Source organism: Halocatena salina (assembly GCF_023115355.1).
Taxonomy (GTDB): domain Archaea; phylum Halobacteriota; class Halobacteria; order Halobacteriales; family Haloarculaceae; genus Halocatena; species Halocatena salina.
On the sequence record NZ_CP096020.1, the window covers coordinates 300,051 to 315,106 of the forward strand.

Annotated in this window: 17 protein-coding genes; 10 read left to right on the top strand and 7 right to left on the bottom strand. The window is 52.5% G+C overall.

Annotated elements, in window-relative coordinates:
• Positions 1-356 precede the first annotated feature (356 nt).
• Entirely contained in the window at positions 357-1,631 is a 1,275-nt protein-coding gene (locus tag MW046_RS14240) for a metal-dependent hydrolase family protein (protein ID WP_247994830.1), read from the top strand.
• Positions 1,632-1,837: 206 nt separating this feature from the next.
• Here MW046_RS14240 and MW046_RS14245 read toward each other — a convergent pair whose 3' ends face one another.
• Both MW046_RS14245 and MW046_RS14250 read right to left on the bottom strand, forming a co-directional pair.
• A complete protein-coding gene (locus MW046_RS14245) occupies positions 1,838-3,946 on the bottom strand; it encodes a Piwi domain-containing protein (protein ID WP_247994831.1) in 2,109 nt (702 codons plus the stop codon).
• 536 nt (positions 3,947-4,482) lie between these two features.
• On the bottom strand, positions 4,483-5,478 hold the full coding sequence (locus MW046_RS14250) for a DUF2797 domain-containing protein (protein ID WP_247994832.1): 996 nt from the start codon (positions 5,476-5,478) through the stop codon (positions 4,483-4,485).
• Between the two features lie 515 nt (positions 5,479-5,993).
• On the opposite strand from MW046_RS14250, the gene MW046_RS14255 reads away from it, so the two are divergent.
• Positions 5,994-6,167: a P-loop NTPase family protein gene (locus MW046_RS14255; RefSeq protein WP_247994833.1), complete on the top strand. Its 174-nt coding sequence runs from the start codon at positions 5,994-5,996 to the stop codon at positions 6,165-6,167.
• Here MW046_RS14255 and MW046_RS19830 read toward each other — a convergent pair.
• Positions 6,107-6,310, bottom strand: a complete 204-nt coding sequence (locus MW046_RS19830) for a DUF6199 family natural product biosynthesis protein (RefSeq protein WP_497007301.1) — start codon at positions 6,308-6,310, stop codon at positions 6,107-6,109. The genes MW046_RS14255 and MW046_RS19830 overlap by 61 nt on opposite strands.
• A gap of 921 nt (positions 6,311-7,231) precedes the next feature.
• Between MW046_RS19830 and MW046_RS14260 the strand changes: the two genes are divergently transcribed.
• Both MW046_RS14260 and MW046_RS14265 read left to right on the top strand, forming a co-directional pair.
• Positions 7,232-7,816 (top strand): peptidoglycan-binding domain-containing protein, encoded by a 585-nt coding sequence (locus MW046_RS14260; protein WP_247994834.1) that lies wholly within the window; start codon positions 7,232-7,234, stop codon positions 7,814-7,816.
• 592 nt (positions 7,817-8,408) lie between these two features.
• Entirely contained in the window at positions 8,409-8,843 is a 435-nt protein-coding gene (locus MW046_RS14265; RefSeq protein WP_247995228.1) for a DUF488 domain-containing protein, read from the top strand.
• A 135-nt stretch (positions 8,844-8,978) separates the two neighbouring features.
• Here MW046_RS14265 and MW046_RS14270 read toward each other — a convergent pair whose 3' ends face one another.
• Both MW046_RS14270 and MW046_RS14275 read right to left on the bottom strand, forming a co-directional pair.
• On the bottom strand, positions 8,979-9,845 hold the full coding sequence (locus MW046_RS14270; protein ID WP_247994835.1) for an arsenite methyltransferase: 867 nt from the start codon (positions 9,843-9,845) through the stop codon (positions 8,979-8,981).
• Positions 9,838-10,209, bottom strand: a complete 372-nt coding sequence (locus MW046_RS14275; RefSeq protein ID WP_247994836.1) for an ArsR/SmtB family transcription factor — start codon at positions 10,207-10,209, stop codon at positions 9,838-9,840. The genes MW046_RS14270 and MW046_RS14275 overlap by 8 nt, the downstream gene beginning before the upstream one ends.
• Positions 10,210-10,380: 171 nt before the next feature.
• Between MW046_RS14275 and MW046_RS14280 the strand changes: the two genes are divergently transcribed.
• The 4 genes from MW046_RS14280 to MW046_RS14295 are packed head-to-tail and all read left to right on the top strand — an operon-like array spanning position 10,381 to position 12,752.
• A complete protein-coding gene (locus MW046_RS14280; RefSeq protein WP_247994837.1) occupies positions 10,381-10,779 on the top strand; it encodes an ArsR/SmtB family transcription factor in 399 nt (132 codons plus the stop codon).
• Entirely contained in the window at positions 10,772-11,935 is a 1,164-nt protein-coding gene (gene arsB / locus MW046_RS14285; protein WP_247994838.1) for an ACR3 family arsenite efflux transporter, read from the top strand. Before MW046_RS14280 ends, arsB begins: the two co-directional genes overlap by 8 nt.
• A 20-nt stretch (positions 11,936-11,955) precedes the next feature.
• Positions 11,956-12,405 (top strand): arsenate-mycothiol transferase ArsC, encoded by a 450-nt coding sequence (locus MW046_RS14290; RefSeq protein WP_247994839.1) that lies wholly within the window; start codon positions 11,956-11,958, stop codon positions 12,403-12,405.
• An 8-nt stretch (positions 12,406-12,413) separates the two neighbouring features.
• A complete protein-coding gene (locus MW046_RS14295; protein WP_247994840.1) occupies positions 12,414-12,752 on the top strand; it encodes a hypothetical protein in 339 nt (112 codons plus the stop codon).
• A 209-nt stretch (positions 12,753-12,961) separates the two neighbouring features.
• Here MW046_RS14295 and MW046_RS19590 read toward each other — a convergent pair whose 3' ends face one another.
• On the bottom strand, positions 12,962-13,207 hold the full coding sequence (locus tag MW046_RS19590) for a TrkA C-terminal domain-containing protein (RefSeq protein WP_368411418.1): 246 nt from the start codon (positions 13,205-13,207) through the stop codon (positions 12,962-12,964).
• A 53-nt stretch (positions 13,208-13,260) separates the two neighbouring features.
• Here MW046_RS19590 and MW046_RS19595 point away from each other — a divergent pair, with 53 nt between their 5' ends.
• On the top strand, positions 13,261-13,506 hold the full coding sequence (locus MW046_RS19595; protein ID WP_368411419.1) for a hypothetical protein: 246 nt from the start codon (positions 13,261-13,263) through the stop codon (positions 13,504-13,506).
• 296 nt (positions 13,507-13,802) lie between these two features.
• A complete protein-coding gene (locus MW046_RS14305) occupies positions 13,803-14,315 on the top strand; it encodes a winged helix-turn-helix transcriptional regulator (RefSeq protein WP_247994841.1) in 513 nt (170 codons plus the stop codon).
• A 178-nt stretch (positions 14,316-14,493) separates the two neighbouring features.
• Here the strand turns inward: MW046_RS14305 and MW046_RS14310 are convergent, their stop codons facing one another.
• A complete protein-coding gene (locus MW046_RS14310) occupies positions 14,494-14,844 on the bottom strand; it encodes a DUF7471 family protein (RefSeq protein ID WP_438268194.1) in 351 nt (116 codons plus the stop codon).
• Between the last annotated feature and the right edge of the window lie 212 nt (positions 14,845-15,056).

The window sequence follows — 15,056 nt, forward strand, 5'->3', positions numbered from 1 at the left end:
TGGAGAGTGAGTATAACTCTCCGGGTGCGAGCGTTGAGCTGGTGTGTCCCCGAGGATCTCTCAGAAGGATCGTGAAGTAACCCCCTGCGGATATGGGCTGCCTTATGAGACCAGATATCCGTTTTGCTGTCGTCGCAATCGAACGTATCCTCGTGGGTCTCGTGCACAAACAGAGCCCATCGATCATCGCGGACGTCCGAACATCCGATATAGCATCAGTTTTATTATGAGGGTTGTGAGTGACACCAGGAAATTGGCTAAGAGCAGCATTAGCTAGCGCTGCAACAAGGCATGTTTATGATTTGTCGAGGTGTGCGTACTTAACATAGTGGCCGATAGTAAAAGTGATGAACCGTATGAAAACTTTCGACTGTGGTACGCTCATCGATGGGATAGCTGATGAACCGATACGAGACGCAGTTGTTCTCGTCAAGGACGGGATCATTGAAGAGATTGGCCCTCAAGAGTCGGTCTCCGTACCGGACAACGCAGAGCAAATCGACCACTCCAATGAAATCGTTATCCCCGGCTTGATCGACGCGCACGTGCATCTCACCGGCAAGCAGTCGATGAATCCGTTTCAGGCACTGACGACTGGAAGGGTTGAAAGCGCTGCTCGTGCAACTGCCGACTGCCGAAAGCTCCTCGACGCGGGCTTCACCACTGTCCGTGATGTTGGCAGTGGAACAGCTCTTGGACTCAAAGCAGCAATCAATACAGGTGATATCCCCGGTCCACGCGTCTTCTCTAGCGGGCCGCCTATCAACCAGACCGGTGGTCACATAGACGCCCATTTCCTTCCTATCGAATGGCTTGATATCGACCAGAGTCCGCATACCCGGTCGAACTGGTTCAGCGATCGAATTCTTGCGGATGGTCCCGCCGAATGTCGAAAAGCAGCACGTCGAAACATCAGAGAAGGCGTCGACCTCTTGAAAATCGCGACGACCGGTGGAGTACTATCGGAAAAGGATCATCCTCAACAACAGCAGTATACGGACGATGAGATCGCAGTAATCACGGACGAGGCTCATCGTGTCGGGATCGATGTCGCCTCCCACGCCCAAGGGAGTGAGGGAGTTAAATCCGCCCTGCGCAACGGGGTCGACACGATCGAACACGGTTTCTATTTGGATGACAAGGCAATTGAGATGATGTTGGAGACCGACGCTACGTTCGTGCCGACACTCTCGGTGATGCACCAGATTGTTACTGAGGGATCAGACCATGGCATGCCGGAGTACGGGCTCCGAAAGGCTCGCGAAGCCTGGGAAGCGCACATTGAGTCCACTCAATCGGCGTATGAGGCCGGCGTGCCAATCGCCCTTGCGACGGACTTCCTCGGTAACGAATTCACGCCTTACGGGACGGAAAATTTGCTTGAGGCTGAATTGTTCGTTGAGGAAATCGGTATGACCGAAATGGACGTTGTCAAGGCCGCAACAAGCGTCGCAGCCCGTACGATTCCTGACGACCGTGTCGGTGGGATCAAACCCGGCAATCACGCTGATTTCGTAGCGATCGACACCGATCCTCTGTCGGACATCAGTGCGCTTCGCAAAACGAACACTGTCTACAAGGGGGGACTCCCGGGGGAGGCATCCGCACCGTCGTATCGAGAGAAGCAATAACACAATCCGGTTCCTCTCTTCCTTATCAACAGCAGTCGGGTAGGTGGACTTATCACGTACAGACACTTATGAAATCCAGATCGTCGGCGCGGTTCTGTTATATGGTACTGCGATGGGTTGGTCCCCGACGAGCCTCAATACTGTCGAGTGGATGCCCTCGTCGATCGTAGCACTGTACCAAGATCCAAGATGGCAGATACGTTCGGTTAGAGAAAACCGATGCCCGTTTCAAGATCAGTTGTCAGAGGGAGGTGGCCCTTCGCTGCTGCTGTCGCCGCTTGATCTGCATACGCTGTTGTAATCGGAAGGCGAGTTGTCGTATTTGCGACGCCTATGTGGCATTGGGTGAGAAGATAGATTTGCCGAACTAGCGTCTCGATATTTGTGGTACCGTGCTTACGTGCTACAGTAATCGGTCGAGGCGTCCCTGTCGTTCCTTTAGCAAGCGGTTCTGGATAGCCATAGGTCGCTACATACGCGAGATTTTGTTCATCGTTGATACAGGCAATTCCCTTGTCGGGATTTGCGAACCCCTCTTGATTCACGATTCGAGCAGGCGCTTGCTTACGGATTTCGACGACATCGTACGAGATTCCATCTCTCTCAAGGAGTTCAAGGGCTGGTTCGATTGGATCATTCATGAAGCCATCTCGGTGGATAATAATATGGTCTGGCGTGCCACGACAGTGCTCTTCGTACCCCAATAAGGATTGACGGGTGATTCGCCGAAGCGCCGATGCAGGGATACGTTCACCCGTTTGGGGACCAGTGTGTGCATATCCGAGCACAGCACCTTCGTTCGTAATCGCCGTTACAGAAGCCCCAACCCTGATGCCATCTTGTAGACCGTCGTCATCGTCGTCGAAATACTGGCCAACATCGAATGCAAGATAGAGATCGGCATCACCTGGAAGCGAGTCCTCTACAGTGAACGGGATACCACCAGCAGCGCTAACCAGCCCTAACGCGATGTTCTTGTGATATCCTGTTTCTTTCATCGACTTTCTGTCGATCATCTGCGAGTGTAGCCCTTTCTCAGCAAATACCTCTTTCAGTTCGTCGTAGGGCTGGTAGAATTTGGTGATCGCACTTTTCTCGGGAGGCAGAACCACGAGAGCAGCGTCGAAACCGTGATCGGTCGGAAGCTGACGTCCAACTTGAATATCAACGTCACCAGGGGCCTCGCTTTTGGGGGTCGGACTAAACGTAATAGCCTCTATAGAGTCTGGCTCGGCACCCATTGATCGGAGTTTTCGTGAGAACACGTTCCAAAACGAGTCGGCACGTTCACCTTCTAGCTGCTGGGGGTACACGTAGAGGACATTGAACGACGCGGGGGGTTCGTAGACGCCTTTACTCTCGACTTCCTTTGGATGCGAACCGGTACGTCCGTCCTCGAATGTGAGAACATCGTTCATCTCGTACAGCTGCTCAACACGGAGATGATCATCACCAGTAAACAACGGAGCATCAACAGAGAATGAGATCTCTGTTTTATCAAATGCGATGTCGCCGATCTGTTGGGCAAATTCAACAGCATTTTCGACGCGGGCAGATGCTGCGCGCCGCATACGTGGCTGGGCTTCAGACCAGAACTCCTCATCGAACTGCGAGAGATTCTCGGTATGACCCTGAAGAGCGAGTAGTTCCTGCGGAAATATCTGCTGATTCCCCGATCCCATCGGATAGGCGGAAATGACACGCCGGTTCATACGCTCGATCATCGCAACGGTATCGTCGTCAACTAACGGGTTCTTGTTACGATGGTAATCGACCACGCTTGTTTCAGCATCGATCACGGGATCAGTCGCATGTTCGGCCTGCACGCAGCCGAGTCTATACCCCCGACCGTTGTAGGTCGTAACGAGTCGAAGCCCTGGATAGAGACGCTGGTTATCGATCTTGTCAAGGGTATATTTCGTCTCAACCCGCGTTTTTGGATTGACGTGGAGATAAACTTGGCCAGATGCCATAACTGTAATCGCGCAGTCAAACCGCTCGTATAGATGAAAATTTCCTGTACCAGCCTGGATTGGTATCGGCTCACTCTTGAGAATCTTATTCATTGAATGAACAATGAACCCTTGTTCCACCACTTGCTGTTTAAACGCCTCCTCTACGAGACGACGGATTTGCTCTCGTTCGGCGCGATCCAAGAGATTCAGTGTTCGTTCTCCAGCTGATTTCAGCTCTCGAACGCCATCACTCTCAAGAGTTCCGTCGCCAGGAATCGGCTGAAGAGCTACGATTTCGAGATCTCCAGCATATGCCATCGGCGGTGCATGGTCGTCATACTTTTCGCGAATCTCACGCATCGCAGTGTATGCTCGCTGCCGCCGATCATCTTCTGACTGCGCTTGTTCGTCCATAGTGATGAGGACGTCATACACATACGTCGGAACGTCGTCAATCCGCTGGTTTGAAGGATAGACTGTTAATCCGTGGCCACTGGTCGATAGGTTACACGTGTCAGTGAGTGCATCCTCGATTGCTTCCTCATCGTACTTTGCTGAGGAATGACTGCTAGTATTGGTAGATTCCGCTTGCTCGGCTGCCGTCTGGCTCTCGGACGAATTCTCGTCCGTTCTCGTCGACGGATCCTGTTTTCCATCGTCGTTGTTTCCTGGTGGTTTGTACTCGACTGGAACACTGACATCGAACTCGGACTCGAACGCCTCGATACTTGCTGGAGTCAGTTCAATCGTCCATGCACTTATTTCGGGATTCCATCGACGGTGGGTCGTGTCCCACGGGAGACTCTTGATCCGGTTTTTGGTGTCCTCATCGTAGTCAAACTTGATCGTCAATTTTTCACCATATTCATCTGTGGTTTGATCATATTCGAACTTTGTCATGCTGTTACCTCCTCAGAGATGAGAACATCTTCACGGTCCGGGTCAATGTCTTGGGAAGAACGCTCTGAGTCCACTTTCACACGAAGATCGGCATCTTCAAAAAACGGATCATTCGTCTCAAGTGTGATAACATGGCCACTATATGTGTTGAGATTTATTACAAATCCGTCAGTTGCAATTAGCCGCCCACGGATTCCGAGAACACGCCCTTCTCGTGTTTCACCTGCGTTCATCATACAATCGGATGGAACCAACCCGCCCTCAAGAGAAGACGATTCGACTGATGGAAGTTCTACGACGGCGTCTCGGACCACCTCTTCACTAGCATCCTCCCAGAGAAAACAGGGGCGAAGTTGCTTAGGAATCAGATCTATTGCTGAGAGAGTGTCGTCTACCAATCGCTGAACACTATCGTCCATCGGTTGGTACCAGCGGTGATGACGGCGATGTGACCATTTTGTACTAAGAGCTGTTTCGATGATCCCAGCTGCCTTCCTGTTCGGTGCTCGAGCGATCGGTATCGCATGCGATGCACCTTGTTCAGCCCATCGCCTTCGAGCACGGGATTCCCGAGTAATACCGACCTTCACCCTATCGGTAGTCACAAAGTAAACAACATGCGTATGTGAACACGATCGTTGCTTGTAGTCCGGATACGGACAATTCATATAATCACAATGAATTGTAGGACACATCACGCACGACGTGTAGGGTGGTTCTCCGGCACAGTCTGGACATGGTGATGATTCTGTTTTCTTCCCGCACTCTGTACAGTATTTATTTTCAGAAATTACTACTTTGACGTTAGTATCAATAAATTCAGTCAGGGCTATATCTGGTCGCTGGTGGATTGCAACTCCTGGTTGAGCAAACTTGAGTAACGGTTCATCTCGATACCACGACACGTAGTCAACAATTCCGGTGATCGATGCGGTATTCGCCGAAACACATGGGGTACTGAACGAATCAGTTCGTTCCTTCTCATTCGTCATATACTAATTTCGATACAGGATAGGATACAAATGGCTTTCGATAACAAACAGTTCTATCCTATATAATCATAATTATTATGTTTAATCTGTAGGTGAAGTTCACTCTTATTCAGAATAATTGACATAAATAATACTGCAGACTATTCAATAATAGAACATGATTGAGGGTGTGTTGATGTTCAATTAACACTTCATCGCGACCGTGGCTCGTCGACAGTACTTGAGTAGATCATTTCATTTGCCATTCAGATGAGTCACAGTGCACGAATGCGGCGATGCCGCGGTGACTTGTCGCGCGTGAATACGGATTGTCGGCCGTGATGGTAGTGCCCGAAGCCACCCAGGGTATCGAGACGGGATAGCAGGTGCAGACCGACAGCATGTAGGGACCCGTCGAGATCATTGAAGACGACCGATGACCCATGAATTATCTTCGGGATCAAACGTGTACTCGTCGTCGATGGGCTTCGGAAAGTATACACCCAGGGTAGGCCACGATCGTAGCGCCGGACGACGTGTCCCTGCACGTAGAGCGTGGCGCAGTCGTTGGAATCTTCGGACCGAACGGGGCTTGCAAGTCGATGCTCGAAACGCTCACCACTGCGATCGACACCGAGTATGAGCACACTCATATCGCAGCCATAACAAAAAGGCCGATAATGATGGACAAGATACCACCGAGCCGATAGAGAACCACACCACTGCCACTTAATTGTGATTCCTTCGTAACTGAGATCGGATGTCGAAGTTTGAAGAGCAACTGCGGGGCGAATATCCCGAGAAATCCGAGTACAATGGCATACAACCCAATTAGTACACCAATTCCGTTCATTATATGAATATATAATATTCCTCAGATAAATATTTTCCCGCTGTGTAACTGTGTATCGAACACCGTGATTTTGATGACGGACGTCGAGCAAACCGGCCATTAATATAGAAATTATTATATAAACGAATGTTGTCTTTCCCAGTCACATTGTACACGCACCACTACATCCAACGTTTCCGACACCGATGAGCTATCAATGGACGACCAAAGGCTCCAACGATTTCGAGCAGTTCTATTGAATGGAGAGTACCCCAACGATGGAGTCCGGAGCCGTGATCCCGAACGCGAAGATTCTAACTCGCGTGCGTCACCGGGATACACGGGACATTTGAGCAGCCTGCTTACTCGGCGTCCTCGCGGAACTCATCAAATAGATTAACATCGATACCGATTGCATAGACGGAGGCCGGACTCCTCGCGGGTCGTTAGGTACGATACGGCGTTGCGGAAGTTTCGGCGCGCTGGAACGGATCTTCCAAGCGATGGGTCGCCCTCGCTCTCGTCTTGGTAAGCCGCGTCGATGACGATGAGACCACCCCGACGATACACCACCCCACCACAAGACACGAAACGAGAAGAACACGGTACATTCCTCGTTGAGGATACGATTCTCGTTCGACTACCGATAGACAATCTATCGCATACTATTTGTAATGATATTTGATGTGTGCGTATACAATACTACCAAAGAGTTAAAATATCATTTGCAAACTATGACTAAGTTATAATAAGCTATACCTATATATAGAAAAGGATTTATACTATAAACAATTCCTATAAATAAAATAATATCAATTGAGGCGATTACAGTATGGGTAGATGAACTGTATCATCGAAAAACTGTTCGATGATACACTAATCGCACAAAGACTTGACCGTGCCCTCTTAATCGAGTGGTAGTCTACAACCAAATAAACACTAATGGGACGCAATCATCCGACACGATCAGCAGAATCAACAGACGACCACCCTCATCAAAGTGATTCATTATTCGACCGTCGAGAGTTTATGAAAAAAGCTGCCGGCGCTGGTATTGTGAGTTTCGCAGGCATTGCAACTGTGACTGGAGAAGCGAGAGCATACACCTGGCCGACCTATTCACAGGGTGCTGAAGGACCTGATGTACTCACTATTCAGGGGCTGTTAGCAGAGTTCCATCATCATCTGGAGTATTACGATGGGATTTACGGTCCTGCAACTGAAGGTGCAGTAACTGATTTTCAGCGCGAGCAGAACCTAACCGTCGACGGTATCGTTGGACCATATACGTGGGAAGCGTTGGCTACGATCGTTCTTAGCCGTGGTGACGGAATGAACACTTCTCGTACCGGAGTCTCTGTTGCCCAACACCAACTCAATGCGGTATTCGGATACGATATTGCGGTCGACGGTCGGTTCGGTCCTGGTACGGAGGCTGCTGTCCGCAGTTTCCAAGACAGTCGACGCCTGCCTATCGACGGTGTTGTTGGGCCTAATACGTGGCGTGCATTGGTTTCGACGGGGTAGAAAACGACCAACGACATAGTTGAGAATAAGTGAATGCGCTCTGGTTCGCTTCATTGGCGTGAGGGTGCTACTGGAACCGATGGGCTCGTCCTGAGTGCATCCGACTGGACGAGTATCGATAAACGATCCCAGTTGACAACTCCAACGGTCGTCGCAATCGAGGACCCACCAGATAACGGTCCATCAAGTCGGGCCCCGTGACCGACTACGCGACACACGTAACAGTCTGTAGGGATTGCTAAGGCTGCAATCATGAAACGCGTCACCTGTTCGAAATCTACGCTGTCGATACGAGGAACTTCCGGCACTCCCGAGTGCTCAAACTCCGGTCGTATTGCTGCCATCTGTGTTCTGTGTCTGGTTGTCTATAGACTGTAACGACCTGTTTGAGATTCATTGCTGTTTAAATTATACTCTTCATAATATACTAATGTTCACATACGATTGATATCGGCTATCGTACCTGGTGGGTGGCTCCGACGGATAGGCTGGCCCCATCTCCAACTCCACGGAAGTCCACTGGATGGAGACGGTTACAGACGGCCACCGAGAGATTGACTACCCTGGACATCGAACTGCCAAAACAGGGATCATGACAACGACCGACCTCTTGCAGGATACGTACGTCGCAGCGCTGCAGCATGATCTCGTTGACGTTCCAACGGAGACCACGCTTGTGGGAGTAGTTCGACGGCCAACCCACTCGTTCAGAACGACGATCGACGAGAACTATCCTGCACTCGGTCCCCCACCAGAGCTCCTCACCGAGTTCAAACAGCGTCAGGAGGATTTCAAGATACAGGGATTGTGTGATGAAGGCGCACATAATGCTGCCTGGGACGAAGTCGGGTTCGAAGACCGGTACCGATCACATCTCACCGAAGCTACGGATGCGAAAGATGCAGTCGCTGAACTCGTGGATCGACTTCGTGCCGACGAACAGCTCACTGTAGTCTGTTTCGAGAACACCGACCAGAAACGGTGTCATCGAACGCTTCTCAAAAAACACCTGACTGCCCGACTGTAGGCCGTCACTCGGATGCATACTGCTGTTCATTCTCGATCTACGTAATGATCCCAGCGAGTTCGTCGCCTATACGTCGTCCGTTTGCGTCTCTTCGTCGATGCCTTCGTCCACCGTTTCCAGTAATCATGTTCCGATTCAGAGATCGTTACTCGGTTTTCGTGCTTCGATCGTCGCCGAGACGATGTACTCTTCGAGGTCGTGATCCGCGGACCACTCGCGGATGAACTCGTGACTGTCGTCCTTCGGGTCGATCGCCAGTTCCTCGAATCCCACCTCGGTAAGCATCCGTTCGAGGTCGCCGATCGACGCTGCACCAGCGACACAGCCCGAAACGCTCTCCGGATCTGTGCGGACCTTCTCGGGAATCTCTGCGGTCATGACGACATCGGAAATCGCAAGCCGCCCACCGGGACGGAGCACGCGATACGCCTCGGTGAAGACCTGTGGTTTGTCTGGCGAGAGGTTTATCACGCAGTTAGAAATGATCACATCAACCGATTCGTCCGTGATCGGGAGGTGCTCGATCTCACCGAGGCGGAACTCAACGTTTGCTACGTCATTCTTCTCGACGTTTTTCCGAGCTCGCTCAACCATCGCCGGCGTCATATCGACGCCGATAACGTGACCCTCTGCTCCGACCTCCCGCGCCGCGAGAAAGCAGTCGAAGCCGCCACCAGACCCGAGGTCAAGCACTGTATGTCCTGCCTCGAGGCTCGCGAGGGCAGTTGGATTCCCACACCCGAGTCCCAGATCAGCTCCCGAAGCAACGGTTTCTATGTCGTCCGTCGTGTAGCCGAGCCGTTCGGCGTCCGATGCAATCACGTCACCATCCTCACAGCTACTGGTGGCCGACGCCCCCGTTTGGGGTTCACAACCACATTCGCCGTCTGTTTGTGCGATCGCCGAGTATCGGGCCCGGACTGCCTCTCGCTGTTCGCGTGCGGAGAGGGCTGTATCCGTTCTCGAAGCGGATCGATTCTGAGATGAAGAGTCATCACTCATTATCGGTCACGCTCCTGTCAGCGTCGAACACGTCGATTACTTCCTCTGCGAGTGATGTCGTCCGGTAGTATCGCCAGCGCCCCTGCTTTCGGCGGTCGACTAACCCAGCGTCGAAGAGCCGCGAGAGGGCATGGCTGATCGCGCTCTGACTGACGTCCAGCGGTGGGGCGAGATCACAGACACAAACCTCCCCGTCAGCCGCGGCAAGGAGCCGGATCGCTCGATATCGCGTCGTGTTTGCCAGTGCTGTGAAAATCTCGATTTCGTCTTCAAGCCCCTCGATCGACAGCTCCGGAACGGTCGGGCAGCACGCTTGCGGTTGTGCTTGCGAAGACGACGTGTAGGAATCGGTCTGTTGCCCCATATGAACACTCTATCATATGAAGCGGAAATCATATAATAGTGCCGGTGTAGGGTGTTATGGTTTAGTAGCTGCTCAAGTAATAGATATAATATACACTATAATTTCGGGTATAGACGGGTAATTGAAAATAAATCGGAACAGTTACTTGATTATCTATTCAATCAATGGTCGATGGCACAATCGACGGAGCGACTTCAACGCTATCTCGCAGATGAACTCGGGGAGTGTCGCAACGAGGACGTCAAGCGCCGGCTCGATGAACTCAGTACGTTCGACGCGGAAGTCGGAACAGATCAGGTCGACGCCGAACTCGACGTGCTTGCCGCGCTTGCCAACGAGACGCGGTATACGCTCGTTCGAGTTCTAGTGGCAGCCCAGGAGGAACTGTGTGTCTGTGAGTTACACGCGATCGTCGACGTGAGCGAGAGCGGCCTTAGCCACGCTCTGTCGACGCTCGTCGACGCCGAACTCATCACCGGACGAAAAGACGGGCGCTGGAAGAAATACCGAGCAACCAACCGGGCGATCACACTCGTCACCGTTCTCAAAGGGAGTGTGAGCCATGAATAACGCCACCCACGAGCATGGGTCAGACTGCGATTGTGAGAGCTGTGGAGATCCGCGGTCGATGGGTTTCCTCGATAAGTATCTCACCGTCTGGATCTTTGGTGCGATGGCGATCGGCGTGGGACTGGGTTACGTCGCACCATCAGTAACGGAACCGATCCAGAATTTCCGTCTCGTGGAGATCGGTCTGGTGTTGATGATGTATCCCCCGCTAGCGAAGGCCGACTACTCACAGCTTCGAGCCGTCTTTAGCAACTGGCGGGTGCTCGGGCTGAGTCTCATCCAGAACTGGCTGCTCGGCCCGACGCTCATGTTCGGGCTGGCGGTTGTCTTTTTCAGTGGTCTCGTTCCAGGCCTGCCAGCGCGCCCCGAGTATTTTCTGGGACTCGTGTTCATCGGGATGGCCCGGTGTATCGCGATGGTGCTGGTTTGGAACGAGCTGGCGGAGGGCTCAACCGAGTACGTGACCGGACTGGTTGCGTTCAACAGCCTTTTCCAGATCCTTACCTACGGCGTGTACGTCTGGTTCTTCGGGCTGTTCCTCCCGCCACTGTTGGGCATGGATTCGCTTGTCGCCGGGATTACGAGCTTCAATATTACCCCGATTCAAGTCTTCGAGGCGATCGTCGTCTTCCTCGGGATCCCCTTCGCTGGCGGATTTCTCACTCGTTATATCGGGACCCGAGTTAAGAGTGAAGCGTGGTACGACGAAGAATTCATCTCGACAATCGATCCGCTAACACTGATCGCGCTGCTGTTTACCGTGATCGTGATGTTCGCCACACAGGGCGGGAACATCGTCGCCGCACCGGGAGATGTCCTGTTGATCGCTGTGCCGCTGACGATCTACTTCGTGGTGATGTTCTTGGTGAGTTTCGGGATGGGACGCGGGATCGGTGCGGACTACTCAACCACGACCGCGATCGGCTTCACGGCGGCTTCGAACAACTTCGAACTGGCGATCGCGGTTGCGGTTGCGGTGTTCGGCGTCGGCTCCGGCGTCGCCTTTGCAACCGTCATCGGCCCGCTCATCGAAGTGCCTGTCTTGCTCGCGCTGGTCAATGTTGCGCTGTACTTCCAGCGCAACGTCGACTGGAGTGATACTGAAACTGATAGTATAGCCACACCGACGCCCGAGACGACGACTGACGACGATTGATCCCACTCTGAGGTACGACAATGACGACGACAACCGACACAACTGCGCCGATTCGTATCGCCTTCGTGTGTGTCCAAAACGCCGGTCGCTCACAGATGGCGATCGCATTCGCTGAGCGTGAGCGAGACCGGCGCGATCTTGACGGTCGCGTCGATCTCTTGACTGGCGGCACACGACCGGCCGAGCACGTTCACGACGAAGTAATCGACGTGATGGACGACACCAGATGTGATCTCTCAGATCGAACTCCCCGTGAGATCATGACCGAGGAGCTTCGGTTGTGTGACTACGTCGTCACCATGGGCTGTTCAACGTTGGACATGGGCGAGGTCGGGAGTAATGTCGATGTGCGCGACTGGGCTCTAGACGATCCCCACAACCAGGATCGACAGCGAGTGCGCGAAATCCGTGATGAGATCGAACAGCGTGTCACAAGACTGTTCGATGAAATCGAGGAGGGAGTGTCGTAACGTGCTCGATGCGAACGCGAGCCAGAGAATGGGCGATCATCTCTTCACCGGACAGGTGCACGCGACCCTCCCAGGCTGTCGCCAGCCCACTGGGCCGCGGTGTCTGCTGGCGCATGGCCCGTCGGCTGGATCGCCGTTCTGAGCTATTGGGAACGACGCTCGTCTCTGCGCTGACGCAGGCCGTGCCGATGGTGCATAGAACGTTTGAACGCGTACACCTTTCAGTCAGCGAGCGACGCGTTGGTGTTGCTTACGAGGACAACGGCGCACTTGCGCCGCCACGGCAGATCGAAGTGACTGATTCAGATCTTCGTCAACACTGTATCACCGACCCCATGACCGAGTAACCACTCACATCCGGCACGCGCCGATTTGGTCATATTCGAGCTTGCACGACCTCACTGCTGTCTTTTATTGCTTCTACGTCGAGATAGATCGAGTGGCTCGTAGTCTCGCATATCACAGAGCGATTTGCTGGAGACAGGAGATTTCCGATTCCATAACCCGAAGCAGTTCACCAGAGACAGGCGAAACAGTAGTATGGGTGACAGAGCAACTACAAATTCAGTGAATGCAGTTTTGAAACGAACCGACGGAGCAGTCGGTCCAGAGATGTCTTTTTAGTACTGACGTGGATACGATCATTCGTGACGAAATCGTCTTTCTTGACCATGGTCTGTCCCGTTGGCATAATCATCCCTTCATCACGGTGGATTCGGACAACAAGCATATCAGAAGGAATGAGCTCATTCGTGTTTGCTTCTTGGAGTGTTCTCCCAGCGATCGGGGCTTGTTCTCTCACGAGAACTTCAACGACGTCAGCGTTGCCAGCTAATCCGGCAACGCCAGTGACCGGTGAGGCCAGATCGTCATCCCGAGGACGAATGGGGCAAGGAGCGGAAATACTTCCGGTGGATCAGGTCCTCGTCGTCGATTTCGATACCAAGCGACGTGAACTCCTGTGCGATTCGCTCGAACCCGAAGATTCGGAATCTCGAACCAACGGAAGACGCAACCGTCAACTTAGCTCACGACCGCGAACATTTCGAAGAACTCCCAGAACCGCCTGAAAGCCTCGTCTACTGGGTCCGGTGTGGTTAATACGTGAGACGGCAGCAGCGTAGACTGTTAACAATGGTAGTCCGAGACTGCTGATCGGCTGTGGATGTTACTTTACGGTCGATGTGACTACAGGCCATTTGCTGCTCTGATGTACTCGACGATCTGTGCTCGGGGATACACGAACTGTATCAGTGAAACCAGCTCTTACACTACGATTCAAAATACTATCAAATATATCTATCAATTATTTCGTGGACGCAAGAAACCACTGTATCGTTCCATTTATAGACGGTGGTGCAGAAGAACGTGATAGTCCGCCATAAAAACAATCTGCTATGACAGACACTCGCCAGAGCATTGTTGACTGTATTCGCTCCGAGCCTGGTATTCATTTCAATGCACTCGTCCGCCGACTAGATCTTGCTCCCGGACAGGTCCAGTACCATCTCCGGATAATCCTGAACGATGACGATCTGCTCCGCGAACATCTATACGGAAAGACACATTATTACCCCTCTAGCGTTGCTGCCTGGGAGCGGCGTGCACTCGCGTTGCTTCGACGTGAGACAGCTGCCGAAATCGTATCATATCTCCTTGAATATGGGCGAACTGATCCTGCGACGGTCGCTGATGAACTCGATATCGCTCGAAGCACACTGGAATGGCACCTCTCCCGTCTCACCGAACAGGAGCTCGTTACGAAAGAGTGGGATGGCCAACATCGTGTGACGCTTACGGTGGAGCGGCCGACCGAACTCGTCCGCTTATTGCGCGAGGTCGATCCAACGCTGTTCGAACGCATGGTCGATCGGTTCACCCGGCTCGTCGACGATCTTCTTGAGGAGTAGCGGTACAGTAACGAGGCGAGTACCGTAGGAGATGATACCGATACGGTTCTCATGACGGAGGCGTGTGCCAATGGTCTCCATCGATGAATCTTTGTGAGCGACTGCGATCTGTGCGTCTCCGACAGCACTGTTCGGCTGATCGATATTTACTTCGGGTCCTGATTCACTCGGCGGTCGTTCACTTGTCATCTCTGGTCGGTGCTGGTTGAGTTGGACCACTCCGAAACACGAGATACAGGACAGTAGCAGCGATAAGGCAATCTAGTCCGTGTTCAAGGACGTGATGGAGGGCCATTGGAACGACACCCAGCGCCGTGCCCCAGCCAACAACTGTACGAACGACGAGCGCACCGAGTGCAACCGTGAGTAGTAGATAGCGAATTGATCGACGACGGCGATACGTGCTCAAACCGAGATAAAACAGTGATGTGGTTCCGATTCCCGATAGAATCAACCCTACGAAGAGGAGTGGAGCGTACCTAGCTGTGACCCACTCGGCTGCTAGGTTCGTTATGAAAGACTGTGCCATCATCTTTAGATACAGGCTCATCTCAAATAGCGTTTCGTCTCTGATGTGATTCTAGCCCACGGTATCTGTCTCCTCATCACTCCAGTAGATCACCGAAATGTGGTCTCGGCTCAGATAGTATCCATCACCATCTCGGGGCGACCCGAGACGACACCACCATCCCCGATGACGAGAAAACTTTGTGCTCTCGAACTACTCGACTCCGAGGTGGG